The 26,213-nt window shown below is 59.8% G+C and carries 20 protein-coding genes and 1 pseudogene; 10 read left to right on the top strand and 11 right to left on the bottom strand.

The features are described 5' to 3' along the window. Positions 1-91 precede the first annotated feature (91 nt). From C7534_RS06880 to C7534_RS06860, 5 genes are all read right to left on the bottom strand, one after another. On the bottom strand, positions 92-694 hold the full coding sequence (locus C7534_RS06880) for a DUF924 family protein (protein WP_109785351.1): 603 nt from the start codon (positions 692-694) through the stop codon (positions 92-94). Between the two features lie 3 nt (positions 695-697). Beyond that, on the bottom strand, positions 698-1,708 hold the full coding sequence (locus C7534_RS06875) for a class 1 fructose-bisphosphatase (RefSeq protein ID WP_046031220.1): 1,011 nt from the start codon (positions 1,706-1,708) through the stop codon (positions 698-700). A 293-nt stretch (positions 1,709-2,001) separates the two neighbouring features. Then, positions 2,002-3,375: a DUF3999 domain-containing protein gene (locus tag C7534_RS06870; RefSeq protein ID WP_109785350.1), complete on the bottom strand. Its 1,374-nt coding sequence runs from the start codon at positions 3,373-3,375 to the stop codon at positions 2,002-2,004. Further along, a complete protein-coding gene (locus tag C7534_RS06865; protein ID WP_109785349.1) occupies positions 3,372-6,974 on the bottom strand; it encodes a DUF2339 domain-containing protein in 3,603 nt (1,200 codons plus the stop codon). Before C7534_RS06865 ends, C7534_RS06870 begins: the two co-directional genes overlap by 4 nt. A gap of 102 nt (positions 6,975-7,076) precedes the next feature. Further along, complete coding sequence (locus C7534_RS06860; RefSeq protein ID WP_109785348.1) at positions 7,077-9,527, bottom strand: glycogen/starch/alpha-glucan phosphorylase; 2,451 nt, start codon at positions 9,525-9,527, stop codon at positions 7,077-7,079. Positions 9,528-9,786: 259 nt separating this feature from the next. On the opposite strand from C7534_RS06860, the gene C7534_RS06855 reads away from it, so the two are divergent. Next, a complete protein-coding gene (locus C7534_RS06855; RefSeq protein WP_090473876.1) occupies positions 9,787-10,227 on the top strand; it encodes a YkgJ family cysteine cluster protein in 441 nt (146 codons plus the stop codon). Between the two features lie 338 nt (positions 10,228-10,565). Here C7534_RS06855 and typA read toward each other — a convergent pair whose 3' ends face one another. Next, complete coding sequence (gene typA, locus C7534_RS06850; RefSeq protein ID WP_007949013.1) at positions 10,566-12,386, bottom strand: translational GTPase TypA; 1,821 nt, start codon at positions 12,384-12,386, stop codon at positions 10,566-10,568. A 139-nt stretch (positions 12,387-12,525) separates the two neighbouring features. Next, on the bottom strand, positions 12,526-13,980 hold the full coding sequence (gene thiI, locus C7534_RS06845; protein WP_046031225.1) for a tRNA uracil 4-sulfurtransferase ThiI: 1,455 nt from the start codon (positions 13,978-13,980) through the stop codon (positions 12,526-12,528). A 330-nt stretch (positions 13,981-14,310) separates the two neighbouring features. On the opposite strand from thiI, the gene glnA reads away from it, so the two are divergent. The 6 genes and pseudogenes from glnA (at position 14,311) to ntrC (ending at position 20,215) form a co-directional block, all read left to right on the top strand. Continuing rightward, positions 14,311-15,717, top strand: a complete 1,407-nt coding sequence (gene glnA, locus C7534_RS06835) for a glutamate--ammonia ligase (protein WP_046031226.1) — start codon at positions 14,311-14,313, stop codon at positions 15,715-15,717. 178 nt (positions 15,718-15,895) lie between these two features. After that, the gene (locus tag C7534_RS06830) at positions 15,896-16,318 is read left to right on the top strand and encodes a cupin domain-containing protein (protein WP_109785347.1); all 423 of its coding nucleotides are present in this window, start codon (positions 15,896-15,898) and stop codon (positions 16,316-16,318) included. A gap of 25 nt (positions 16,319-16,343) precedes the next feature. Continuing rightward, positions 16,344-16,850, top strand: coding sequence for a DUF4124 domain-containing protein (locus tag C7534_RS06825; protein WP_109785346.1), 507 nt, complete (start codon positions 16,344-16,346; stop codon positions 16,848-16,850). Next, positions 16,847-17,466 (top strand): annotated as a pseudogene (locus tag C7534_RS06820) (DUF4124 domain-containing protein). The gene C7534_RS06825 and the pseudogene C7534_RS06820 overlap by 4 nt, the downstream one beginning before the upstream one ends. 230 nt (positions 17,467-17,696) lie before the next feature. After that, positions 17,697-18,782 carry a nitrogen regulation protein NR(II) gene (gene glnL, locus C7534_RS06815; RefSeq protein WP_046031230.1) on the top strand — a complete coding sequence of 362 codons (1,086 nt, stop codon included), beginning with the start codon at positions 17,697-17,699 and terminating at the stop codon, positions 18,780-18,782. Then, complete coding sequence (gene ntrC / locus C7534_RS06810; RefSeq protein WP_046031231.1) at positions 18,779-20,215, top strand: nitrogen regulation protein NR(I); 1,437 nt, start codon at positions 18,779-18,781, stop codon at positions 20,213-20,215. The genes glnL and ntrC overlap by 4 nt, the downstream gene beginning before the upstream one ends. Positions 20,216-20,758: 543 nt before the next feature. Here ntrC and C7534_RS06805 read toward each other — a convergent pair. Then, the gene (locus tag C7534_RS06805; protein ID WP_046031232.1) at positions 20,759-21,199 is read right to left on the bottom strand and encodes a hypothetical protein; all 441 of its coding nucleotides are present in this window, start codon (positions 21,197-21,199) and stop codon (positions 20,759-20,761) included. Between C7534_RS06805 and trmL the strand changes: the two genes are divergently transcribed. Next, complete coding sequence (trmL, locus tag C7534_RS06800; protein ID WP_046031233.1) at positions 21,198-21,653, top strand: tRNA (uridine(34)/cytosine(34)/5-carboxymethylaminomethyluridine(34)-2'-O)-methyltransferase TrmL; 456 nt, start codon at positions 21,198-21,200, stop codon at positions 21,651-21,653. The genes C7534_RS06805 and trmL overlap by 2 nt on opposite strands. A 108-nt stretch (positions 21,654-21,761) precedes the next feature. Here the strand turns inward: trmL and secB are convergent, their stop codons facing one another. From secB to C7534_RS06785, 3 genes are read right to left on the bottom strand one after another with little or no spacing between them, the layout of a single operon-like run. Continuing rightward, the gene (gene secB, locus C7534_RS06795) at positions 21,762-22,253 is read right to left on the bottom strand and encodes a protein-export chaperone SecB (RefSeq protein WP_046031234.1); all 492 of its coding nucleotides are present in this window, start codon (positions 22,251-22,253) and stop codon (positions 21,762-21,764) included. 41 nt (positions 22,254-22,294) lie between these two features. Next, on the bottom strand, positions 22,295-22,549 hold the full coding sequence (gene grxC / locus C7534_RS06790) for a glutaredoxin 3 (RefSeq protein ID WP_008149430.1): 255 nt from the start codon (positions 22,547-22,549) through the stop codon (positions 22,295-22,297). 1 nt (position 22,550) lies between these two features. Further along, on the bottom strand, positions 22,551-22,964 hold the full coding sequence (locus C7534_RS06785; protein ID WP_077432291.1) for a rhodanese-like domain-containing protein: 414 nt from the start codon (positions 22,962-22,964) through the stop codon (positions 22,551-22,553). Between the two features lie 152 nt (positions 22,965-23,116). Here C7534_RS06785 and gpmI point away from each other — a divergent pair, with 152 nt between their 5' ends. Together gpmI and C7534_RS06775 are read left to right on the top strand one after the other, a co-directional pair. Next, a complete protein-coding gene (gene gpmI, locus C7534_RS06780) occupies positions 23,117-24,646 on the top strand; it encodes a 2,3-bisphosphoglycerate-independent phosphoglycerate mutase (protein ID WP_077432290.1) in 1,530 nt (509 codons plus the stop codon). 250 nt (positions 24,647-24,896) lie between these two features. Then, positions 24,897-26,195: a murein hydrolase activator EnvC family protein gene (locus C7534_RS06775; protein ID WP_109785345.1), complete on the top strand. Its 1,299-nt coding sequence runs from the start codon at positions 24,897-24,899 to the stop codon at positions 26,193-26,195. Positions 26,196-26,213 lie beyond the last annotated feature (18 nt).

Here is a 26,213-nt window from a genome sequence, read left to right as displayed (position 1 = left end):
GGAATGCCTCAACGGACGCTCCGCGTTCCGCTGTGGAAGGGACGCGGAGCGTCCCGGGCTGCATTCCCACGCAGAGCGTGGGATCGATCGGCTAAAAACGAGAGCCAGGCTTCGACAGAAACGCCAACTCCTCAGCCGTCGACTCCCGCCCCAACACCGCATTGCGATGCGGAAACCGCCCAAACTGCGCAATCACCCTCTGATGTTTCTCGGCATAGTCCAGATAGTCGGTAAACAGTGTTCGATCCGCCTCCGGCTGTTGCGCCAGCAAATCGATGTAACGCGAGATGCACTCGTTCTGCACCACCAGGTGTTCGCAGTGCTCCAGCACCAGATAGATGAACACCCGCTGAATCGGCCGCAACTGCCGGTCGAAATCCGCAGCAATGCCTTGCGCCACCAGTGCCTGAGCCCTGAGATCGCCGGAATAGGATTTGGGAGTGTCGCGGTAGATCATTCGCGGGAGTTGATCGAGCAACAGCACCAGAGCCAGCCAACCTTCGGGGCGTTGCGCCCAGTCAGTCAAACCGCCGGTCAGTGCCTGCTCGACCCAGTCCCCGAAACGCGTGCGCGCTTCGAGGTCCTGGCTGTCGCGCTTGCCGAACCACAACTTGCCCTTGTCAGCCGCTATTTCGCTGGCGGATTGGAAAGAACCAAACCACCAATCGAGCAACGGCTGCCAGGGCGCGGTCATGAATCAGGCCTTGTGGTAAGCCGTAACGCGTTCGACTTCTTCTTTCGAGCCGAGGAACACTGCCACGCGCTGGTGCAGGCCATCAGGCTTGATGTCGAGAATGCGCTGGTGACCGTCGGTGGAAGCACCGCCGGCTTGCTCGACCAGGAACGACATCGGGTTGGCTTCGTACATCAGGCGCAGTTTGCCCGGCTTGGACGGCTCGCGGCTGTCGCGTGGGTACATGAACAGACCGCCACGGGTCAGGATACGGTGCACGTCGGCCACCATCGCGGCGACCCAGCGCATGTTGTAGTTCTTTTTCAGCGGACCTTCATCGCCTGCCAGCAATTCGCCGACGTAACGCTGTACCGGTGCTTCCCAGTGACGCTGGTTGGACGCGTTGATGGCGAATTCCTGGGTGGACTCAGGAATGGTGATGTTTTCGTGGGTCAGTACGAAACTACCCATTTCACGGTCCAGGGTGAAACCTTTCACGCCGTCGCCCAGGGTCAGGATCAGCATGGTCTGTGGACCGTAGATCGCGTAACCGGCGGCTACTTGCTGGGTGCCTGGCTGCAGGAAGGCCTTTTCATTCAAGGGCTCGTTCTGGCTCAGGTATTCGTTCGGGCAGCGCAGTACCGAGAAGATGGTGCCGACCGGGGCGTTGATGTCGATGTTCGACGAACCGTCCAGCGGGTCGAATACCAGCAGGTACGCGCCTTTCGGGTATTTGCCCGGGATCTGGTAGGCATTGTCCATTTCTTCGGACGCCATGCCGGCCAGGTGACCGCCCCATTCGTTGGCTTCGAGCAGGATCTCGTTGGAGATCACGTCGAGCTTCTTCTGCACTTCGCCCTGGACGTTTTCAGTGCCCATGCTGCCCAGAACACCACCCAGGGCGCCTTTGGACACGGCGTGGTTGATTTCTTTGCAAGCACGCGCCACCACTTCGATCAGGAAACGCAGATCGGCAGGAGTGTTGTTGCTACGGGTCTGCTCAATCAAATAGCGACTCAGGGTAACGCGGGACATGGAAGGCTCCGGTGGAATGGGGGGCTAAAAACCCGCGCAGTTTAACGCGAGTCGAGGCGCATTTCCTCCTATCAGACGTGATACGCCCAAGAGAGTTCATGCGCGGGGATGAGCGTAGTTCGAAACGGGCCGGATGTGGACCGGTGGCAGGGGGCAGATTCGAGATTTTCTTTGCCAGGCAGTCCGCCTTCGCGGGCAAGCCCGCTCCCACATTCGACCGCGTATCTCTAATGAAACCCGGTCACCTGTGGGAGCGGGCTTGCCCGCGATTTGGCGCGCAGCGCCAGCCGTTCTCAGGGTTTGACCGGTGGTTTGCGCAGCAAACTGAACGCCATCGCCGCCAGGAACACCACACTGAGCAACAACACGGCCCACAGGCCGAGCTTCTTCCAGCTCGTGTCACCCGTCGCCGGGGCCGCCGATGTAGACACCGGCGTTACCACCGCTCCGCCGTCCACCGTCGCCTTACCCAACGTCGCCACCTTCTGCGCGCTGTAATCGGGAATCAGCGTCGACAATGGCAAGCTCACCGCTTTCGCCGTCGCACTGCCCAGCGCCAGCGTGTAGGGGCCGGGGCCGCGCGCCAGGAATACCAGTTGCGTCGAGCGCACGGCAAATTTCAGCGTCGGCGCGGCGCTGCCCAGGCCACCGCCGCGCTCATCCACCACCAGCTTCAGCTGCTGCACGGTTTGCCCCGGCAACTGCAATTCGTTCTGCACCACGTCCTGGCCATTCTGGGTCAGGCGATACAGCAAACCGCTGCCCAGTGGCTGCCACGGCAAGCTGCTCTCCCGGCGACCCGACAAGGTGACCGGCGCCAGGCTATTGGGTTGGCTCAGGTCGATCTGCACCCGTTCGACATTCAGCCCCATCGGCAACTGCCAGGTGTATTCACCCGCCTTCGAGCTGCTGCCGGCCAAGGCCTGTGACCAGACCAACGGCAGTGGCAGGCTGCGGCTGCTCGCGCTTTCCAGTTGCGCGGACGTCAGCACTGGCGCCGATTGTGGTGAAGTCCACAGCAAGCGCAGATAACGCGCCGATTGCCCCGGCAAGCCGACCTCATGCTGCTCGACCCGTTCGTCGGCAAACGCCAACCGCGCCACCTGCCCGTCGCCCCATGACTGCCAATGCTGCAAGTCGTCACTGGCTTCAATGCTGAATCGCTGGAAGCCGTCGTGCTCGGTGGTCCAGTCGAGGACCAATTGCTGTAACGGCGCCTTGATGCCACTGGCATCGAGCAACCAGCCGCGCAGTTCTTCTTCGCCCGCCTCCAACTGGCTGGACGGCTGCACCTCGACCAACGTGCCGTTGGCGCTTGATTGCACCCGCACGCTGGGCGCGCGCTCGGTGGAATCCGCCGAGCTGTACAACGGGAACCACTTCACATCGGTCAGCGCGCGACTTTCGCGGGTCTGGGCCGATTCTCGGGCCAAGGCATACGCCTGAACCTGGCCAGCAGCGTTGAACACGCGTACATCGCTCAGGTCGGTTTGGCGCGCATTCAACTGCACGCTCAACGGCAAATCGAGGCGATACCACGGGCCTTCGCCGCTCACGGACAACGGCACTTGAGTGGTGAAATCCGCGGGTTGTTCCTGTGCGCCAACCGACAGCGTCACACCCAGCGCAACCACGCTCAACCAGCCCAGATTCAGCTTCTGACTCAAGACGACACTCCTTCGGTTTCCGGGGCCGGTTTTTCTGATTCCGGCACTGCCTCGGCGCGCTTGGGCGGCAGCGGTGCGAAATAACCGACGACCAACAGCAACACGCCAACGCCGATAAACGAGACGATCCGCGCCAGTCCGCCGCGGTTACTCAATTCAACAAAGAACAACTTGGCCACCACCACACCGATCAACGCCGCACCGATCAGCCAGACTTCGCGGCGATGACGCAAATGACCGCCGATCATCAGGCTCAGCGCCATCAGGGTCCAGACGATGGACAGCCCGGCCTGCACCAGCATCGATTCAAGCAACGCGTCGAACTCGAACGGCACGCCACCCCAATGATGAGCCGTGCGCATGACCAGCGCGGTGAAGAACACGAACAGCGAAACCCCGGCGATCAGTTGCGTGGCGTGTGCGGCGTAGTCCTTGCGGATCGCCAGTTGCGTCACGGCGCTGCGCGACCAGAGGTAGACGCCGAACAGTGCAAACAGCAGGCCCATCTCCAGTGGATTGATCAACGGCACATACGGCAGTGGTTCGGCGGTGCCGTCACTGACGACGTTTGCCAGCCAGAACCAGCCGAGCATCAGCAACGCCAGCGGCGCCGCCGCATACAGGCGATATTCGCGAGGATAAGCCGACACCGGCCACGGCCCGTTGCGCGGTGCCGCCATCAGCACCAGATACAGGCTCGGCAGAATCGCCCAACCCAACCAGCGCCAGGCGTTGTATTGCTCGGACAACAGCAGCAAGCCGTAACGCAGTTCCAGCGCCAACACTCCGATCAACAGCCAGCAGCCGAGCACATGCGCGGTGCTCAGGGCGCGGGCGGGCAACATCGGCGCCAGACGCTTCAGTGAAACGAAATGCACCCCAAACACCGCAGCCCAGGCCAGCCAGCCGAAACTGGCCGCCGGGTGATAACGCGACTGCCAGGCCGCGAGCAGCACGACGCCGGCAGCAGGCATCAGCAATGTGCAGAGCAAACCCAGCGCCGACCAGTTCAGACGTAGCGCCAACACGCTCCACAGCACCACGCTGACCGCCGCGACCGCCAACAGCAACGTTGCTTGCAGACTCTGCGGCGCAAAACGCAGCACTTCGCTGATCCACGCCAGCGCCCACCACCCCGCGCCCCACACCAGCAACACTTCAGACAAACGCCGCAAACTCAGGACATCGAACGCGGAGCCATGGTTACCCAGTTGCAAGCGCCAGGCACCGACCAGCGCGGCCAGGCCCAGCACCAGCGGCGTCCAGAAACCGCTGTGCGCCAGCGGCTTCAGCCCTTCGCTGGCCAACGGCCCGAGCAATTGCGGCCCGGCGAACAGAAACGCCGCGCCACCGATCACTTGCAACAACAGACCGAAGACAAAACTCACGCGCTGCTTCAGGTAAAGGCTCAGCCAGATGATCAACAGACCGCTGGCCGCCCACACCGCACTCGCGGTTTGCCATGGCAAGACGAACAACACCGCCAGATTGATCAGCACCAGACCGGCCAGCAACACCACCGACAATCCGCGCAGCAATCTCACGTCGCTGCGCACCATGTCATCGCGCGCCGCCAGCAACATGCCGGCGATCAACGCCAGGCCGATCAACGATGCGCTGAGCAATCCGCTCCAGCCGGCGCTGAACACCGCAGCCGACTCGCCGCTCGCCCCTTGCAGCCGCAGCAGAAACAACGCGCCACCGAGCAACTGCACGGCAAACGCGGTGAACAGGAACGTGCGCGATTGCAGGCGCAGACCGACAAACAACGTCGCCAACCCCGCCAACGCCCAACTGATCGCCGTGCCCTGGGTGAGGAAGAACAACGGCGCCAGCAGATAGAGGAAGGTCAGGCCGAGACATGCCAGTACGGGCAGCCCTTGGCGTTCCCACTGCGAGGTAAGCTCGGGCAAGGCCTTGCGTAATTGATAGAAGCTGAACAGCAATGCGATGCCGAGCATCATCGCGCCCAGCGGCGAGCCGTCGAGCAGGCTGCCTTCACCGATACGCAGTTCACTGAGGAACGCCAGCGCCGAACCCAGTTGCAACAGCAAGGCAAAGGCTCGGGCCAATGGGCGTTGCTGGCGCAGGCCGAGCCAGAAGATTCCGGCGCCTTCGACGGCCCAGGCAGCGGCGGTCCAACGGGCATCGAGCCCCAAAGGAATCGCGAGGCTGGCGAAGATCACGCCCAGTGCCAGGCAGGTTTCCGCCAACAGCAGCGCCCGTCCGCCCATCAGCAAACGGGCAAGGCCCATGTAGATCATGCCCAGCGCCAGCGCACTGAACGCAGCGGCGAATTCCAGATGCTGGACCAGCGCGAACTGTAAGCCGAAGCCCACCAGCGGTGGCCCAAACAGCATCGTGCCGTCGACGTAATCACCCTTGCGCGCCGACCAGCGCAGTAGCGCCTCGCGGCTGTCGTCGTCAGGGGCGTCGCTCATTTCCAGCAACTTGCGCCGGGCAAACAGCAGGCCGATGGCCAGGTACATCAGGAAGAACAGGATCAGAAACGGCTCGGTACTCCACAGCAATTCTGGCGCGTAGGAACGCAGCCCCCAGGCGAAACCGATGCCGAAGGTGCCGGCAAAGCCAATTAGGTTGAGCAGCCGCCAGGCCTTGAACCAGGCGATGGCGAGGATGCCGGCATTGAGCAAGGCGAAGTAGCTGAACAGCGCGACGTGGTTGCCGGCGCCGGTAGACGTGAGGATCGGCGCGGCAAAACCGCCCAGCGCGGCGGCGCACGCCAGCGCCAGTGAGTCCTGGGTGATGGCCAGAATGGCCGAGAACACCGTCACCGCCACCAACAGGCCAAGGGCTGCCGTCGGATCCAGCAATGGATGCAAACGCATCGCCGCGAACACCGTCAGGTACAGCACGGCGATCCCGGTGCCTTGCAGCATCAGCGCATAATTGGCATTGCGATGGCGCAGCCACCAGCCCAAACCGAGCAGCCCCAATGCCGCCGCTGCGACGCCGGCGTAACGCAATTCGATCGGCACCACCATGCCTTCGGTGGCGTAGCGCAGCAGAAAGGCCAGACCAAGGAAGAGCAGCACCACACCGACCCGCAGCACGGTGTTGCCGCCGAACAGCCACGCTCGGGCGCCACTGATGGCGCGGTCGATGAAGTTGGGGCCGCGCGGGGTGACGGGTTCTTGCGGTTCGTGGGTGACCGGTTCGGGTTTCCAGGCATCGGCAGGCAGTGGCCGACTAGTTTCAGTGGCCGCCGCCGTAATGGGTTCGAGCTCGGGAGGCAGGTCCCAGATCAGCTCCGGGGTATGGAGCGCAATTTCGTCGAGTGAGAACCCGGCAGTCGGGGCCGGCTCACTAGCAATCGATTCATTGGCAACCGACTCGCTGGTATCAGGCACCTGGACGCCAGACACCTCCAGCAACGCCAGACGTTGCTGCACCGCCTCAAGCGCCACCTGCGCCTGGGCCAGTAATTGGCGTTGCGCGGTGGCTTGCGAATCCAGACGGCCGATGCGAATGGCCTGGCCAATCCCCAACCCGAGCAAGCCGCCCAAGAGTGCATCACTGAACGACTCGTCGAGTATCCAGCCGAGCACCAGCCCTATCAGCATGAAAATCCATTGCATGGTCGATATCCCTAAGCGCAGTCACCCATCCGGCGAACTGGCGCTTAGTATATCGGTCAGGCCCAACAATCGCCGGGCCTTGCACGCAATTATTGCTAAAAGTTACTCCAGCGCCTTCCAGATATCCGTGGCGTACTCGCGAATGGTCCGGTCCGAGGAGAACCAGCCCATCCGCGCCGTGTTCAGCACCGCCGAGCGCCACCATTCCTTGGAGTCGTGCCAATGGGCTTCGACGCGCATCTGCGCATTCCAGTAAGAATCGAAATCGGCGCACACCAGGAAGCGGTCGTAATCCACCAGCGAATCGATCAGCCCGGTGTAACGGGACGGATCATCCGGCGAAAACACCCCGCCACGAATTGCTTGCAACACGTCATTGAGTCGATGAGACGCGGCGATATCCGGCGTCGCATTGAATTCATGGTTCTGCTTGCGCGCTTCAACCTGCTGCGCACTGAGGCCGAAGATGAACATGTGCTCAGAGCCGATGCGCTCGCACATTTCCACGTTGGCCCCATCAAGGGTGCCGATGGTCAATGCACCGTTGAGGCCGAACTTCATGTTGCTGGTGCCGGAGGCTTCGAAGCCGGCGGTGGAAATCTGCTCCGACAAATCCGCCGCCGGAATAATGCTCTCCGCCAGGCTGACGTTGTAGTTGGGCAGGAACACCACTTTGAGCAAGCCGCGCACCGTCGGGTCGTTGTTCACCACCCGGGCGATGTCATTGGTCAGTTTGATGATCAGCTTGGCCTGGTGATAACTGGCCGCCGCCTTGCCGGCGAAGATCTTCACCCGCGGTACCCAGTCGATTTCAGGTTCCGCCCGAATCGCCTGATACAACGCCACGGTGTGCATGAGGTTGAGCAACTGGCGTTTGTATTCGTGGATCCGCTTGACCTGCACATCGAACATCGCCGCCGGGTTGACCGCCACCCCCAGCCGCTCGTGAATCAGGTGCGCCAGGGCTTTCTTGCTGTGCAGCCGCTGCTCCGCGAACGCCTTGCGGAACGCGGATTTCTCGGCGAACGGTTCCAGATCAAGCAAGCGCCCTTCGGGGTTGTCCAGCAAATCAGGGCCGAGGGCATCGACCATCATCGACGTCAGCTCGGGGTTGGCCTGGTACAGCCAGCGGCGGAAGGTGATGCCGTTGGTCTTGTTATTGATCCTATTCGGGTAGAGCTTGTGCAGTTCGGAGAACACCGTTTTACGCATCAATTGCGTATGCAGGCCGGACACGCCGTTGACGCTGTGGGAGCCGAGAAACGCCAGGTTACCCATGCGCACACGCCGACCGTTGTCTTCCTCGATCAGCGACACAGCACGCAGCACGTCGAAATCGTGCACGCCTTTGGCGCGTAGCGAATCGATGTGATGGGCGTTGATCAGGTAAATGATCTGCATGTGTCGCGGCAACATCCGCTCCATCAAACCGACCGGCCAGGTTTCCAGCGCTTCCGGCAGCAGCGTGTGGTTGGTGTAGGAAAGCGTGTCGACGGTAACCTGCCACGCCGCATCCCAGGCGACGTCGTAGACATCCACCAGTTGGCGCATCAATTCGGCCACGGCAATCGAGGGATGGGTGTCGTTGAGTTGGATCGCCGCGTGATCGCCCAGGGTCAGGACCGAGGTGTGCATGTTGCGATGGCGGCGCAGCAAGTCTTGCAGGGAGGCGGCGACAAAGAAGTATTCCTGACGCAAACGCAGTTCCTGGCCGGCTTCGGTGCTGTCCGCCGGGTAGAGCACGCGGGAGATACTTTCGGCCCGGGCCACTTCGGCCACCGCACCCAAGTGGTCGCCAGCGTTGAAACGTTCCAGGTGCAAATCTTCCATGGCCCGGGCGCGCCACAAACGCAGGGTGTTGACGCTCGCCCCGCGCCAACCGACCACCGGCGTGTCATACGCAATGGCGCGGACGGTTTCCACCGGGGTCCAGACCTGCTTGGTCTTGCCGTTTTCATCGGTGAAGGTTTCGACGCTGCCACCAAAGCCAATCGGGTACACAACCTCTGGCCGTTCAAACTCCCACGGGTTGCCGAAGTCCAGCCAGTGTTCGGTCTGCTCCTGCTGCCAGCCGTCGACGATGGCCTGGCGAAACAAACCGTGCTCGTAACGAATGCCATAACCATGACCGGCGATGCCGAGGGTCGACATGCTTTCCATAAAGCACGCGGCCAGACGACCGAGGCCGCCGTTGCCCAGCGCCGCATCGGGTTCCAGCAGGCGGATGCGTTCAAGGTCGACACCGAGTTCGGTCAGGGCTTCGCGAGCGACGTCGAGCAGGCCAAGGTTGCTCAGGCTGTCGTAGAGCAGCCGGCCAATAAGAAATTCCAGGGAAAGGTAATAAACCCGTTTCTGCCCTTTGCGGTAGATCTGCCGGGTGTGGTCCATCCAGTGCTCGACCATGTGATCTCGTGCCGCCAGGGCGATGGCTTCGAACCAGTCGTGGTCGAAGGCGTGATCCGGGTCTTTACCCACCGCGTAAGTGAGTTTGGTCAAGACGGCGTCGCGGAATGCGGCCACCTCTGCATCGCGAACAAGTGGTTCTTGAGTCATCGATAGGACCTCGAGCGAGCGTGGAGTTGTTGAGCCTAGACGGTCTGACAGACGCTGGGGGCTCTGGTTCGGCAGTTTTTCCTGAGAGTGCGAGATCGGTCGGCATTACATTGTCGTGTGCCTGAATCAATGCAGGGGCCGTGCCGGATTAACGGTGCCGATTGGGCAATACAAAAAAAATCTGGCGAAAGGTTGTTCAAAAATCCACCAGTCCCGGTATGATCGCGCGCCCTGATGCACGTGCTGGTAACAACCGATGATGAAGCCCAACCTGATCGCCGCCGCTGAGATCGATCGCCTCGATACCTGGGCCAAGTACTCTGCGCCGATGTGCGGTTCCTGCGTGTCCAGCTGCTGCACGCTGCCGGTCGAGGTCAAGATCAAGGATCTGATCCGCATCGGTATCGTCGACGAATTCGAGCGCGGCGAGCCGGCGAAAAACATCGCCAAGCGCCTGCAGAAGGAAGGGATCGTCGAGCGCTACAGCCAGAAAACCGAGATCTTTACCCTCCAGCGCATGAGCAACAACGATTGCCTGTACCTGGATCGTAAGAGCCGTCTGTGCACTATTTATGAAAAGCGCCCTGACACGTGCCGCAACCACCCGAAAATCGGGCCGCGCCCGGGGTATTGCGCTTACAAGCCCAAGGAAGTGGCGCGCGAGACCAGCAGCAGTCGCCGGCCCCTCGAGAAGTTTTAACCCCTTCGCATGATCATTCCCACGCTCGGCGTGGGAATGTAGCCCGAGATGCTCCCCGCACTAAAGCGGACGCGGAGCGTCCATAGAGGCATTCCCACGCAGAGCGTGGGAACGATCAATCCCCCGTAGCAGCTGTCGAGCCTCAGCGAGGCTGCGTTCGGCTGCGCAGCAGTCGCAGTCCGGGGACAAGGTCGAAATGATGCACCGCAGCGTTTGATTTCACGACTGCTGCGCAGCCGAACGCAGCCTCGCAAGCTCGGCAGCTGCTACAGCCAGACAAACAAAAACGCCCCCGACCTTGCGGTCGGGGGCGTTTTTTTGCCAGCTAACTAAATGACTTAGTTACCGGACTTCTTCGCAGCGCGGGTACGCTCGCTTTCGCCCAGGATCTTCTTGCGAAGACGGATGGACTTAGGAGTGACTTCACACAGTTCGTCTTCTTGTACGAACTCCAGAGCTTGCTCCAGAGTGAACTTGACAGGCGGAACCAGTGCGATGGTTTCGTCTTTACCCGAAGCACGCATGTTGTCGAGCTTCTTGCCTTTAGTCGGGTTAACACCCAGGTCGTTGTCGCGGCTGTTCAAGCCAACGATTTGACCTTCATAGATGTCCTGGCCGTGTTCTACGAACAACTTGCCACGCGCCTGCAGGGTTTCCAGCGAGTAAGTCAGAGCCTTACCGGTCGCTACCGACACCAGTACACCGTTCTGACGGCCGGACATGTCGCCGGACTTCATCACGTCGTAACGGTCGAAGATCGAGGTCAGGATGCCGCCACCGGAGGTCAGGGTCAGGAACTCGTTACGGAAACCGATCAAGCCACGAGCCGGGATGTTGTACTCAAGGCGCACACGGCCCTTGCCATCCGGAACCATGTTGGTCAGGTCGCCTTTACGCAGGCCCATTTGCTCCATGATCGCGCCCTGGGATTCTTCCGGCAGGTCGATGGTCACGTTTTCGTACGGTTCGTGCTTAACGCCGTCAACCATACGGATGATCACTTCCGGACGACCAACACCCATTTCGAAGCCTTCGCGACGCATGGTTTCGATCAGTACCGAGAGGTGCAGCTCACCACGGCCGGACACTTTGAACTTGTCAGCCGAGTCGCCTTCTTCAACGCGCAGAGCAACGTTGTACAGCAGCTCTTTGTCCAGACGTTCCTTGATGTTACGGCTGGTCACGAACTTGCCTTCACGGCCGCAGAACGGCGAGTCGTTAACCTGGAAGGTCATCGAAACGGTTGGCTCGTCAACGGTCAGCGGCTTCATCGCTTCGACGTTCAGTGGGTCGCACAGAGTGTCGGAGATGAACAGTTGGTCGAAGCCGCTAACGCAGACGATGTCGCCGGCAGCTGCTTCTTCAACGTCGATGCGGTGCAGACCGTGGTGACCCATCAGCTTCAGGATACGACCGTTACGGCGCTTGCCGTCGGCATCGATTGCCACAACCGGGGTGTTCGGCTTGACGCGACCACGAGCGATACGGCCAACGCCGATAACACCCAGGAAGCTGTTGTAGTCCAGAGCGGAGATCTGCATCTGGAACGGACCGTCACGGTCGACTTTCGGTGCTGGTACATCGTCGACGATCGACTGGTACAGCGGGGTCATGTCTTCAGCCATGGCGGTGTGGTCAAGACCAGCAATACCGTTCAGGGCCGAGGCGTAGACGACTTTGAAGTCCAGCTGTTCTTCGGTAGCACCCAGGTTGTCGAACAGGTCGAAGATCTGGTCCAGAACCCAGTCCGGACGCGCGCCTGGACGGTCAACCTTGTTGATGACCACGATTGGACGCAGGCCGGCTTCGAAAGCCTTCTTGGTCACGAAACGGGTTTGCGGCATAGGGCCGTCTTGAGCGTCAACCAGCAGCAGAACGGAGTCAACCATCGACATTACGCGTTCAACTTCACCGCCGAAGTCGGCGTGGCCCGGGGTGTCCACGATGTTGATGTGGTAGCCGTTCCAGTTGATGGCGGTGTTTTTCGCCAGAATGGTAATACCGCGCTCTTTCTCCTGGTCGTTGGAGTCCATCACGCGCTCGTCGTTGAGCTCGTTGCGCTCCAGGGTGCCGGATTGACGCAAGAGTTTGTCTACCAGGGTGGTTTTACCATGGTCAACGTGAGCAATGATGGCGATGTTGCGTAGATTTTCGATCACTTGTGTATCTCGATCAGAGGATTCGGTGTGCTGACAAGTCTTGGCAGCGATTTACAGTAGAGTCAGGCCTTGCCGTTACAGCTTGACGGCAGAGTCGGGGGGCCGGTGACGCAGGCCACAGGCATACAGCCCCGGGCTCTTAGCTCGGTCGATAAACGCGCACATTGGCATGCCCCTCACTGAGCAAATGGTGGGCATGCAGGCGACTCATCACGCCTTTGTCGCAATACAGCAGGTACTGGCGAGTAGGGTCCAGTTCCTTGAAACGAGCGTTCAATGCATAAAACGGCATCGTTTGTACCTCGATGCCAGCGAGGTCCAGCGGGTCATCCTCAGCGGCATCCGGGTGACGGATGTCGATGACGATTTGCCCCGCCAGCGCTTCGCTGACTTCTTCAATCTGCAAGTCCTGGCCCAATTCGTCGATTACGCGATCGATCGGCACCAGTTTGGCGTTTTCGAGCGCACGCTCGAGCACCGCCATGTCGAATTCTTTCTCTTCGTGCTCCACCCGGTGGCGCTTGGCAGCCGTCTTCGGATTAACCGAGATGACCCCGCAGTATTCCGGCATGTGCTTGGCGAAGTCGGCCGTCCCGATTTCGTTGGCCAGGTCGATGATGTCCTGCTTGTGACTGGCGATCAGCGGACGCAGCACCAGCTTCTCGGTCACGCAGTCGATCACGTTCAGGTTCGGCAAAGTCTGGCTCGACACCTGGGAGATCGCCTCGCCGGTCACCAGCGCTTCGATTTGCAGTCGATCAGCAATACGGGAAGCAGCGCGCAACATCATACGCTTCAAAACTACACCCATATGACTGTTATCGACTTTCCCGAGAATTTCTCCCAGTACTTCCTCGAACGGCACACTGACAAATAACACGCGCTGGGAGCTGCCGTACTTCTTCCAGATGAAGTGCGCGACTTCCATCACGCCCAGCTCGTGGGCCCTTCCGCCCAGATTGAAGAAGCAGAAGTGGGCCATCAGGCCGCGACGCATGATCTGGTAGGCCGCCACGGTGGAGTCGAAGCCGCCGGACATCAACACAAGTGTCTGTTCCAGTGCACCCAGCGGATAACCGCCGATGCCGTTGTGCTGACTGTGGATCACGAACAACCGTTGGTCGCGAACTTCGATTCGGACTTCGATTTCAGGCTTTTTCAGGTCAATCCCGGCGGCACCGCACTGACGGCGCAACTGGCTGCCGACGTACTTCTCAATATCTATCGAGCTAAATGGGTGCTTGCCGGCGCGTTTGCAACGCACCGAGAAAATCTTGCCGGCCAGCGCATCACCGTAGTGCTGCTTGCATTTTTCAACGATGTCGTCGAAATCCCCCAGCGGGTACTCATCGATCTGCAGGAAGTGCGCGACGCCCGGCATGCAGCTCAGGCGCTCGCCCATCTCCTTCAGGGCCTTGGGGTCGCTGACGCGGGTTTCCAGCTCGAGGTTGTCCCACACGCCGTTCACCACCACGGCCGGGTCCAGATCGCGGAGCACGGCACGGATGTTCTTGGCCAATTGGCGGATGAAACGCATCCGTACCGGGCGGCTCTTGATGGTGATCTCAGGGAAGACTTTTACGATTAATTTCATGGAAACAGCGCGCGCATGGCCTGCCGAAAAAGGGGGGCGCGGATTATAGCGGAAATTGCTCAAGGTTTAACCAATTAATGTGCAGAAGGTTTTGCGCGCACCAAAACGGGTCATTTGTGAATTTCAGCGCTACATTGTAGGGCGGGATTTCCCACCTAAAGGGCCTTTGCGCCTTTATAAGCGTGTATTTGGGGCAAAAAACCCATGGTGGGGCACTGGCATGCAATTTGCTCCCTTGTGAGGCAGGTTGCCTTGGCAGAGTATTCGCGCCGGCATCACCAACATTCTAAGGGCATCCACTACTAAGCCCGAAGCCACCCGGAGGACACTATGTCGAAGTCGGTTCAACTCATCAAAGATCATGACGTCAAGTGGATTGATCTGCGCTTCACAGACACCAAAGGCACTCAGCACCACGTGACCATGCCGGCTCGCGACGCGCTGGATGACGACTTCTTCGAAGTCGGCAAAATGTTCGATGGCTCCTCCATCGCTGGCTGGAAAGGCATCGAAGCCTCCGACATGATCCTGATGCCGGACGACTCCACCGCTGTTCTCGACCCGTTCACCGAAGAGCCGACCCTGATCCTGGTCTGCGACATCATCGAACCTTCGAGCATGCAAGGCTACGACCGCGACCCACGTGCGATTGCCCGCCGCGCCGAAGAACACCTGAAAGCCACCGGTATCGGTGACACCGTGTTCGCTGGTCCAGAGCCAGAGTTCTTCATCTTCGACCAGGTCAAATTCAAGTCCGACATTTCCGGCTCCATGTTCAAGATCTACTCTGAACAAGGTTCGTGGATGTCCGACCAGGACATCGAAGGCGGCAACAAAGGCCACCGTCCAGGCGTCAAAGGCGGCTATTTCCCGGTTCCGCCGTTCGACCACGACCACGAAATCCGTACCTCCATGTGCAACGCACTGGAAGAAATGGGCCTGACCGTCGAAGTTCACCACCACGAAGTGGCGACTGCCGGCCAGAACGAAATCGGCGTCAAGTTCAACACCCTGGTGAAGAAAGCCGACGAAACCCAAACCCTGAAGTACGTCGTGCACAACGTTGCCGATGCCTACGGCCGCACCGCGACCTTCATGCCTAAGCCTCTGTACGGCGACAACGGCTCGGGTATGCACGTACACATGTCCATCTGGAAAGATGGCAAGAACACCTTCGCTGGCGAAGGTTATGCCGGCCTGTCCGACACCGCCCTGTACTTCATCGGCGGTATCATCAAGCACGGTAAGGCCCTGAACGGCTTCACCAACCCGGCTACCAACTCCTACAAGCGTCTGGTTCCAGGCTTCGAAGCTCCAGTGATGCTGGCCTACTCGGCTCGCAACCGTTCCGCTTCGATCCGTATTCCTTACGTGTCGAGCCCGAAAGCCCGCCGTATCGAAGCACGTTTCCCGGATCCGGCTGCCAACCCGTACCTGTGCTTCGCCGCACTGCTGATGGCTGGCCTGGACGGCATCCAGAACAAGATCCACCCTGGCGACGCAGCTGACAAAAACCTGTACGACCTGCCGCCTGAAGAGGCGAAAGAGATCCCACAAGTTTGCGGTAGCCTGAAAGAAGCCCTGGAAGAACTGGACAAAGGTCGTGCGTTCCTGACCAAAGGCGGCGTTTTCAGCGACGACTTCATCGACGCTTACATCGCCCTGAAAAGCGAAGAAGAAATCAAGGTACGTACCTTCGTACACCCACTGGAATACGAGCTGTACTACAGCTGCTGATCCGGTAGCGCTGCGGCACGCAGCGTGACAAAAAGAGGCCTCCTTCGGGAGGCCTTTTTTGTGGGCGGCTTCCGACAACGAATATCGATTTCTCCTCCCACACACACAGCATCGTCCGGCATCAACCCAGTTGAATGACTCGTAGCCTGTTCACTACCTGCAATCAATGGATGGAATGATGAAAACTTTCCCACTCAAGACGCTACTGGCCGCCTTCACCGCCCTCACCCTTCTAGGCTGCACCACAAAACCTCAATCGACAGAAATCGAACGAGAAATCCTGCTCAAAAGCAGCCAGTCGTGGGACAACTCGCCTTACATGCGTTACCCGGATGCCGCACCCGAACTGACCGTGCTCAAACTCAAGATACCGGCCAACACCCGACTGCCCTGGCACATCCACGCGATTCCCAATGCGGGTTATATCCTCTCCGGCGAGCTGATTATCGAGAGCAAGGACAGCGGCCAGACCAGACGCGTCAAACAAGGCGAAGCCGTCGCAGAAATGGTCAATATCACCCATCGAGGGGTCACCGGTGATGAACCGGTAGAACTTATTGTGTTCTATGCTGGCAGCGAAGGTATTCCATTGTCGGAGTAAGTCCTTGCTTTAACAGGGAGTCTGAATGCGGCCATTTTTTATGCTTCTGCTGCTGTCTTTCGTTTCTCCCGTGATGGCCCAGATCTACAAATACACCGACGTCGACGGCAACACCGCTTACAGCAATCAGCCGCCCGATGGCGTCAAGGCGCAGCCGGTTGAGTTGCCACCGCTCAATAGTGTGGAACGCCAAACGCCTCCCGCAACGTCGAACGTCACCCGCGACGAACAGCCTCGCAGCGCCTACGAGGTGCTGCAGTTGACCGGCCTGCCCACCGACGAGGCCTTGCGCGCCAACAACGGCACGTTCACCGTCACCGTGTTGATCAAGCCTCGCTTGCAGGCGCCGCATGTGTTGAGGCTGCTGCTGGACGGTCAACCCTACGGCCAACCCAGCAACGTGCCGATCCTGCAGCTGGTGAACATCGACCGTGGCGAACACCGCCTGGCGGTGCAGGTACTCAATGGAGAGACCGTGCTTCAGCAAAGTCCGACCGTGACGCTCACCGTACAAAGGGTGCATAAGTCATGAGTCGGTGGCTGCTGGCGGCCTGGCTGATCGCCCTTCCTGTGTCGGCCGAGGTGTTCACTTACATCGACGCCCAAGGCAACCGCACCTTCACCGACCAACCAACGCACGGCAACGCCAAACGTGTGCCGCTGGCAACCAGCAACCGCATGGCCGCCCACCCTACCGCTGCACAGCCGTTGTTGGCGGCGAACCCGCCCGAAGAACAGCCGCTGTTTCACTACGACATGCTGCGCATACTGGTGCCCGAACCGGACGCGACGATCCGTAGCAGTGCCGGCGAAATCATCGTCAGTGTCACCAACGAACCCGGCCTGCAACCGGGTCATCGCTACCGGCTGCTGCTTGATGGCCAACCCACTGCCGAACCCGGCTTCAGCCCTGTATTCCCGCTGAGCAATATCGATCGCGGCACGCCAACCTGTCCGTGGAAATCCTCGATGAGCAAGGCCGCACTGTCGAACGCACGGCCAACCAGCCATTTCACATGCAGCGAACCTCCCTCGCGCAAAAACGCCAGGTCAAACCCTGCACCCTCACCGACTACGGCCAACGACCGGAATGCCCGCTCAAAGACAAACCGGCAGAAGAAAAAAATCCGTTCTTGCGTTTGTTCTAACGCCGTTCAGGTTTGCGCACTATATTGGTGCAATAGGTTGCACCGTTCCCACATCGCAACCCATTTTGGTTCGAAAGTACCCGCGAAAGCTGGCAGAACGCCACGCAAACGAGCTTAAAACGTCCGTTTCAGGGGTTAAACGCTTCTTTTCGGAGCCTTGGTTTGGTTTTTGCATTTTCCCCGCATCAGCGCTTGTTTCGTGCGCACGCTCCGCCCCAGAAGAGGTCCCGATGACCATTAGCGACGCACTACACCGTTTGCTACTCGACAACCTCACCACTGCCACCATCCTGCTCGACGCCGAACTGCGCCTTGAGTACATGAACCCGGCGGCGGAGATGCTGCTGGCCATCAGCGGCCAGCGTAGCCATGGGCAGTTCATCAGCGAGTTGTTCACCGAATCCACCGAAGCGTTGAATTCCCTGCGCCAGGCCGTCGAGCAGGCGCACCCCTTTACCAAGCGCGAAGCGATGCTCACCGCCCTCACCGGCCAGACATTGACCGTCGACTACGCCGTAACGCCGATCCTGGCCAACGGCGCCACCCTGCTGCTGCTGGAAGTCCACCCGCGTGATCGCTTGTTGCGCATCACCAAGGAAGAGGCGCAGTTGTCGAAGCAGGAAACCAGCAAGATGCTAGTGCGCGGCCTCGCTCACGAGATCAAGAACCCGCTGGGCGGGATTCGCGGCGCGGCGCAATTGCTCGCCCGCGAACTGCCGGAAGAAAGCCTGCGCGACTACACCAACGTCATCATTGAAGAAGCCGATCGCCTGCGAAACCTCGTCGACCGCATGCTCGGCTCGAACAAGCTGCCCTCGCTGGCCATGTGCAACGTCCACGAAGTGCTGGAGCGCGTGTGTCATCTGGTGGAAGCGGAAAGCCAGGGTTGCATCACCTTGGTGCGCGACTACGACCCGAGCATTCCCGACGTGTTGATCGACCGCGAACAAATGATTCAGGCCGTCCTGAACATCGTGCGCAACGCGATGCAAGCCATCAGCAGCCAGAACGAACTGCGCCTGGGTCGCATCAGCCTGCGCACCCGCGCCATGCGCCAGTTCACCATCGGCCATGTGCGCCATCGCCTGGTGACCAAGATCGAGATCATCGACAACGGTCCGGGCATTCCTGTGGAACTTCAGGAAACCATTTTCTTTCCCATGGTCAGCGGTCGTCCGGACGGTACCGGGCTGGGGCTGGCCATTACCCAGAACATCATCAGCCAGCACCAGGGCTTGATCGAATGTGACAGCCACCCAGGCCACACCACTTTCTCGATCTTTCTGCCACTGGAACAAGGAGCCACATCGACATGAGCCGTAGTGAAACCGTGTGGATCGTCGATGACGACCGTTCTATCCGTTGGGTCCTGGAAAAAGCCTTGCAACAGGAAGGCATGACTACGCAAAGCTTTGACAGTGCCGATGGCGTGATGAGTCGCCTGGCGCGCCAGCAGCCGGATGTGATCATCTCTGACATCCGCATGCCGGGTGCCAGTGGCCTGGACCTGCTGGCACGGATCCGCGAGCAACATCCACGGCTGCCGGTGATCATCATGACGGCTCACTCTGATCTGGACAGCGCTGTCGCGTCCTATCAGGGTGGCGCTTTTGAGTACCTGCCCAAGCCATTCGATGTCGATGAAGCCGTCTCCCTGGTCAAGCGCGCCAATCAGCACGCCCAGGAACAGCAAGGCCTGGAAGTCGCGCCAACCCTGACGCGTACCCCGGAAATCATCGGTGAAGCGCCGGCCATGCAGGAAGTGTTTCGCGCCATCGGGCGCTTGAGCCACTCCAACATCACCGTGTTGATCAATGGCGAATCCGGTACCGGTAAAGAACTGGTAGCCCACGCGCTGCACCGCCACAGCCCACGGGCCGCCTCGCCGTTTATCGCGCTGAACATGGCGGCCATTCCAAAAGACTTGATGGAATCAGAGCTGTTCGGCCACGAGAAAGGCGCGTTCACCGGCGCGGCCAACTTGCGTCGCGGCCGTTTCGAGCAGGCTGACGGCGGCACGCTGTTCCTTGATGAAATCGGCGACATGCCGGCCGACACCCAGACGCGCTTGCTGCGTGTATTGGCCGACGGCGAGTTCTATCGCGTGGGCGGTCATGTGCCGGTGAAGGTCGATGTGCGAATCATCGCCGCGACTCACCAGAATCTGGAAACCCTGGTGCATGCCGGGAAATTCCGTGAGGACTTGTTCCATCGCCTCAACGTGATCCGCATCCACATTCCGCGCCTGTCGGACCGTCGTGAAGACATCCCGACGCTGGCCAAGCACTTCCTCAGCCGCGCCGCGCAAGAACTGGCGGTCGAGCCGAAGCTGCTGAAAAGCGAAACCGAGGAATACCTGAAGAACCTGCCGTGGGGCGGCAACGTGCGCCAGCTGGAGAACACCTGCCGCTGGATTACGGTGATGGCCTCCGGTCGCGAAGTGCACATCAGCGACCTGCCGCCGGAATTGCTGAGCCTGCCGCAAGATTCGGCGCCGGTGACCAACTGGGAGCAAGCGCTTCGCCAGTGGGCCGATCAGGCGCTGGCGCGTGGTCAGTCAAGCCTGCTCGACAGCGCCGTGCCGGCCTTCGAACGGATCATGATCGAAACCGCGCTCAAACACACCGCCGGCCGCCGCCGCGATGCTGCCGTTTTGCTGGGCTGGGGTCGCAATACCCTGACGCGCAAGATCAAGGAATTGGGAATGAAGGTTGATGGCGGGGATGATGACGAGGGGGATGAGGGCTAAGCAGCTTTAGTTTTTCACTGACTGTTACATCCAATCGCGGGCAAGCCTTGCTCCTACCGGTCATACGCCAATTTTGACATTGCGCATGACCGGTAGGAGCAAGGCTTGCCCGCGATGCTTTTAGGGGCCTGGTGCACCGTGGCAATGCACCGTGAACCGCAATCGCGCACAAAGACTGATTCACAACCTCGCATTTTTTCGCAATTGAACCCCACTCGAAAAAACACGAAAGCCCCGAAATACGGGGCTTTGCGCGTTCAAGGACGGCTTTCTGTACCAAATTGTTAAAACCTGGCACGCCCCCTGCAACAGTCCATTCAGTGATTCGGTTCACTACCCGGTTTCGGGGACCTTGGTACAGGCAGGCCGGGGATTCCCCTCTTTAACATCGGGCTCACACCGCACAAGCGACGAGCCCAAACAGTTTTGGGGCCCTTGATACAGGCAGGTCAGGGGTTCCTTCTTTACACCGGGCTCACGACGCAATGCGCGAGCCCTGCCGTTTTGGGAACCTTGGTACAGGCAGGCCGGGGATTCCCTCTTTTATTGCTCCCGGAGATGGATCTCCAACCGCCAGCGGTCATCGACCTCGCTGCCGGCCCATTCGCCTTGCAGCGGCCGGGCCGCCACCACCGACAGCAACAACCCCCCATCACTCAAACGCACCCGCCAGTTGACGCTTTTGTCGCCGAGCCTGAGCTGACCTTTCTGCGCCTTGCCCTCAGCCTCGAACAGCAGCGCGAGACTACCGTCCACGAACTCGCCGTGGCTCTTGGGTTCGTTGTTGAACCACGCCACCAGCCCGTCGCTTGTGACCTCGACCTGCTGCAAAACAGTCGGGTCGGGCGCGGTCAGGCGACCGATCATCAGCCCCACCATCATTCCGACAATCGCCAGCGAACCAAGCACTCGCGGGAATAGTTTCGAACGCGGGTCCTTTGGCGGCGTAGAATGCCCGTCATCTTTACCTTCGGAGCCGTGCATGTTTCACGTCATCCTTTTTCAACCAGAAATTCCGCCGAATACCGGCAACGTTATCAGGCTGTGCGCCAACAGTGGCTGCCACCTGCATTTGATCGAACCGCTAGGCTTCGAGATGGACGACAAGCGCCTGCGCCGGGCCGGTCTCGATTACCACGAGTATGCCACCCTGCAACGTCACGCAGACCTCGCCAGTTGCCTGGAGAGCCTCGGTCATCCTCGGCTGTTCGCCTTCACCACCAAGGGCTCGCGGCCCTTCCACGATGCCAGCTTCGCCGAGGGCGACGCCTTTCTGTTCGGCCCGGAAAGCCGCGGCTTGCCGGCCGACGTGCTCGACGCCTTGCCTGCGGAACAGCGCCTGCGCTTACCGATGCGTGAAGGCTGTCGCAGCCTGAACCTGTCGAACACCGTGGCGGTCGCCGTGTACGAAGCGTGGCGCCAGAACGGCTTCAAGTAACCCCAAGATCATTTTCGCCGGACAGAAACAATCGCGGGCAAGCCCGCTCCCACAGGTTTCGCACAACCCTGTGGGAGCGGGCTTGCCCGCGATTTTCAGCAGCGCCGTTTATTGAACGGTCGGCGTCTCGCCCGCAGCCTGCATGCGCTGCAGCTCTTGCGCATACAGCGCGTCGAAGTTCACTGGCGCCAGCATCAGGGCCGGGAACGAGCCACGGGTGACCAGGCTGTCCAGGGTTTCACGAGCGTACGGGAACAGGATGTTCGGGCAGAACGCGCCGAGGGTGTGGCTCATCGAAGCGTCGTCCAGGTTCTTGATCAGGAAGATCCCGGCCTGTTGCACTTCAGCAATGAACGCCACTTCGCCGTTTTCACCGTTCTTCACGGTAACCGACAGGGTCAGCACGACCTCGTGGAAGTCACCTTCCAGGGTCTTTTGACGAGTGTTCAGATCCAGACCGACGCTCGGTTCCCACTGCTGGCGGAAAATTGCCGGGCTTTTCGGGGCTTCGAAGGACAAGTCGCGTACGTAGATGCGCTGCAAGGAGAATTGCGGTGCGGTTTCTTCTTCGCTAGCTGCAGTGTTCTGTTGGTCAGTCATCTCAGATCCTTTCTGATCTTGGGGTCTTATAGGGAAGGCATTCAGGCCTTGAGCATTGCGTCGAGCTTACCGGCGCGCTCAAGGGCAAACAAATCATCACAACCGCCCACGTGGGTGCTGCCGATCCAGATCTGCGGCACGGACGTACGTCCGGCTTTCTGGGCCATGGCGGCGCGCACCTGCGGCTTGCCATCGACCTTGATCTCTTCGAAGGCCACACCTTTGTTCTCGAGCAGGTACTTGGCTCGCGAACAGTAAGGGCAGTAATCGCTGGAGTAGACGACGACGTTGCTCATATCACTTCACCAGCGGCAGGTTGTCGCCCTTCCAGCTGGAAATACCACCGGAGAGCTTGGCGGCGGTGAAGCCGGATTTCATCAGCTCGCGAGCGTGCGTACCGGCGGTCTGGCCCATGGCGTCGACCAGGATAATGGTCTTGGCCTTGTGCTTTTCCAGTTCGCCGATGCGAGCGGTCAGTTTGTCGTGAGGAATGTTCACCGCGCCAACGATGTGACCAGCGGCAAAGTCCTTGGTCGACCGAATGTCGATCACAACGCCCGCGTCCTTGTTGACCAGCCCGGTCAGTTCACCGGTGCTCAGGCTACGGCCGCCGCCTTGCATTTGATAGGCAATCAGCGACGCCAGCAGTACGACGAAGATACCGACAAGAATGTAGTGGTTAGTGGCAAATTCAATCAGGTGAGCAACCATCGAAGGAGGTTCCAGGGCGTTAAAATGTCGGCCAGTATACACAGCCACTATGGTGGGCCAAACCCCGTCCGGCGGTGACGTGGCCGGAACTTCGCTTTAAACTGCCACTCCCTTTTCCATCGCCCTCTTTTAACTTGAGCCAGAGTGAATCCATGACTACCACGCCTAAACCTTTGGTCCTGATTATTCTCGATGGCTTCGGTCACAGTGAGAGCCCTGAATCCAATGCCATCTTTGCGGCCAAGAAGCCCGTGCTGGACCGTCTGTGGGCCACCGTGCCGAACGGCCTGATCTCCGGCAGTGGCATGGACGTCGGCCTGCCGGACGGCCAGATGGGCAACTCCGAAGTCGGCCACATGAATCTCGGCGCCGGCCGCGTGGTGTATCAGGACTTCACGCGCGTGACCAAATCGATCCGTGACGGCGAGTTCTTCGAGAACCCGACCATCTGCGCCGCCGTGGACAAAGCCGTCGCTGCCGGCAAAGCCGTGCATTTCATGGGCCTGCTGTCCGATGGCGGCGTTCACAGCCACCAGGACCACCTCATCGCCATGGCGGAACTGGCATTCAAGCGCGGCGCCGAGAAAATCTACCTGCACGCCTTCCTCGACGGTCGCGACACCCCGCCTAAAAGCGCACAGTCGTCCATCGAATTGCTCGACGCCAGCTTCCAGGCGCTGGGCAAAGGCCGGATCGCCAGCATCATTGGCCGTTACTTCGCCATGGACCGCGATAATCGTTGGGACCGCGTGGCCCAGGCCTACAACCTGATTGTCGACGGCAACGGCGAATTCAACGCCGCCACCGCCCAGGAAGGCCTGCAAGCCGCTTACGAGCGTGGCGAGAGCGACGAATTCGTCAAAGCCACCTCCATCGGTGAGCCGGTAAAAGTAGAAGACGGCGACGCCGTGGTGTTCATGAACTTCCGCGCTGACCGCGCCCGTGAACTGACTCGCGTGTTCGTCGAAGACGGTTTCAACGAGTTCGAACGCAGCCGTCAGCCGAAACTGGCCGGCTTCGTCATGCTGACCCAATACGCCGCCAGCATCCCTGCGCCGTCGGCGTTTGCCGCGGGCAGCCTGGAAAACGTGCTGGGCGACTACCTGGCAAAAAACGGCAAAACTCAATTGCGCATCGCTGAAACCGAGAAGTACGCCCACGTGACCTTCTTCTTCTCCGGCGGTCGCGAAGAACCGTTCCCGGGCGAAGAACGCATCCTGATCCCGTCGCCAAAAGTCGCTACCTATGACTTGCAGCCGGAAATGAGCGCACCTGAAGTCACCGACCGCATCGTCGATGCCATCGAAAACCAGCGTTACGACGTGATCGTGGTCAACTACGCCAACGGCGACATGGTCGGCCACAGCGGCGTGTTCGAAGCAGCGGTCAAGGCAGTGGAATGCCTGGACCAGTGCGTCGGCCGCGTCGTCGATGCGCTGGAAAAAGTCGGCGGCGAAGCGCTGATCACCGCTGACCACGGCAACGTCGAGCAAATGTCCGATGAAACCACTGGCCAGGCACACACCGCCCACACCACCGAGCCGGTGCCTTTCATCTATTTCGGCAAGCGAGACCTGAAGGTTCGCGAAGGCGGCGTCCTGGCGGATGTAGCGCCGACCATGCTGAAGTTGCTGGGCCTGGAACAACCGGCGGAAATGACCGGGACTTCGATTCTGGTGTAATCAAACCTCCAAACACCAAAAAACCTGTAGGAGCGGGCTTGCCCGCGATAGCAATCTGACCGCCAACATACATATTGAATGGTCGAAAGCTATCGCGGGCAAGCCCGCTCCCACAGTGGTTTGTGGTGGTTTTAAAGATTATTTGCAGATGTATCCCAGCCCAGTTATCACACAGTCCCAATTGGGCATTTTTTTTGCCACGCTTGGCGGGCATACTAGGCCGTCCCTTTCCCTGGTGCCGCCCGCCTCTATGCTTCGCGTCCTGATAGCCCTCGCACTGACTTGCCTGCTCCAACCGGCTTTTGCTGACGAGCGCGAGCAAACCCAACAACAGTTGGACGCCACGCGTCAGGACATTGCCGAGCTGAAAAAACTGCTGGGCAAGTTGCAGGAAGAGAAATCCGGTGTTCAAAAAGAACTCAAAGGCACCGAAACCGAAATGGGCAAGCTCGAGAAGCAGGTCGATGCCCTGCAAAAAGAGCTGAAGAAAAGCGAATCCGAGCTGCAGCGACTCGATGCGGAGAAAAAAAAACTCCAGAGCGCGCGCATTGAACAGCAACGACTGATCGCTATCCAGGCCCGTGCGGCCTATCAAAATGGCCGTCAGGAGTATTTGAAGCTACTGCTGAACCAGCAAAACCCGGAAAAATTCGCCCGCACCCTCACCTATTACGATTACCTGAGCCAGGCGCGCCTGGAGCAGCTGAAGAATTTCAACGAAACCCTGCGCCAACTGGCCAATGTCGAAAAAGACATTGCCGCGCAGCAGGCGCAATTGCTGGTGCAGAAGAGCAGCCTCGACAGCCAGCGTGACGAACTCGATAAAGTCCGTCAGGAGCGCCAGAAAGTCCTGGCCAAGCTCAGCGACGACGTAAAGGCTCGCGACCAGAAACTGGCATCCCGCGAGCAGGATCAGGCAGACCTGTCTAAAGTCCTTAAAACCATTGAAGAAACCTTGGCTCGCCAGGCCCGTGAGGCAGAAGAAGCGCGGCAAAAAGCGCTGATCGCCCAGCAGGAAGCCGAAAAAAAGCGTTTACGTGAGGCGCAGGCTGCAGCAGATGCAGAGACTACCGACGCCCCACACAAACCGGTTAAATCGACACCCGGCGCTCTGGTTTCAAGTTCAGGCGAGACCTTTGGCGGCCCTTTCGCGTCAACCCGGGGAAAACTTCCCTGGCCAGTTGATGGTCGACTGCTGGCACGTTTCGGTGAAACCCGTGGCGACGACGCCCGCACCAAGTGGGACGGCGTGATGATCAGCGCCTCCGCCGGCAGCCAGGTGCATGCCGTGCACGGCGGTCGCGTGGTGTTTGCCGACTGGTTGCGGGGCGCCGGGCTGCTGGTGATTCTCGACCACGGCAACGGTTTTTTGAGTCTTTATGGTCACAACCAGACGCTGCTCAAGTCTGCGGGTGACGTCGTAAAAGCCGGTGAGTCCATCTCCACTGTCGGCAACAGTGGCGGGCAGGACACACCAGCGCTGTATTTCGCTATTCGTCAGCAGGGTCACCCGAGTGATCCGGCGCAATGGTGCCGCGCGCAAGGATAAGCGTGCCGCCTAATTCAG

Source organism: Pseudomonas sp. OV226, assembly GCF_003148705.1.
Lineage (GTDB): Bacteria > Pseudomonadota > Gammaproteobacteria > Pseudomonadales > Pseudomonadaceae > Aquipseudomonas.
The sequence above is the reverse complement of the archived record's forward strand: the minus strand, read 5'-3'. Positions and strand labels throughout refer to the sequence as shown.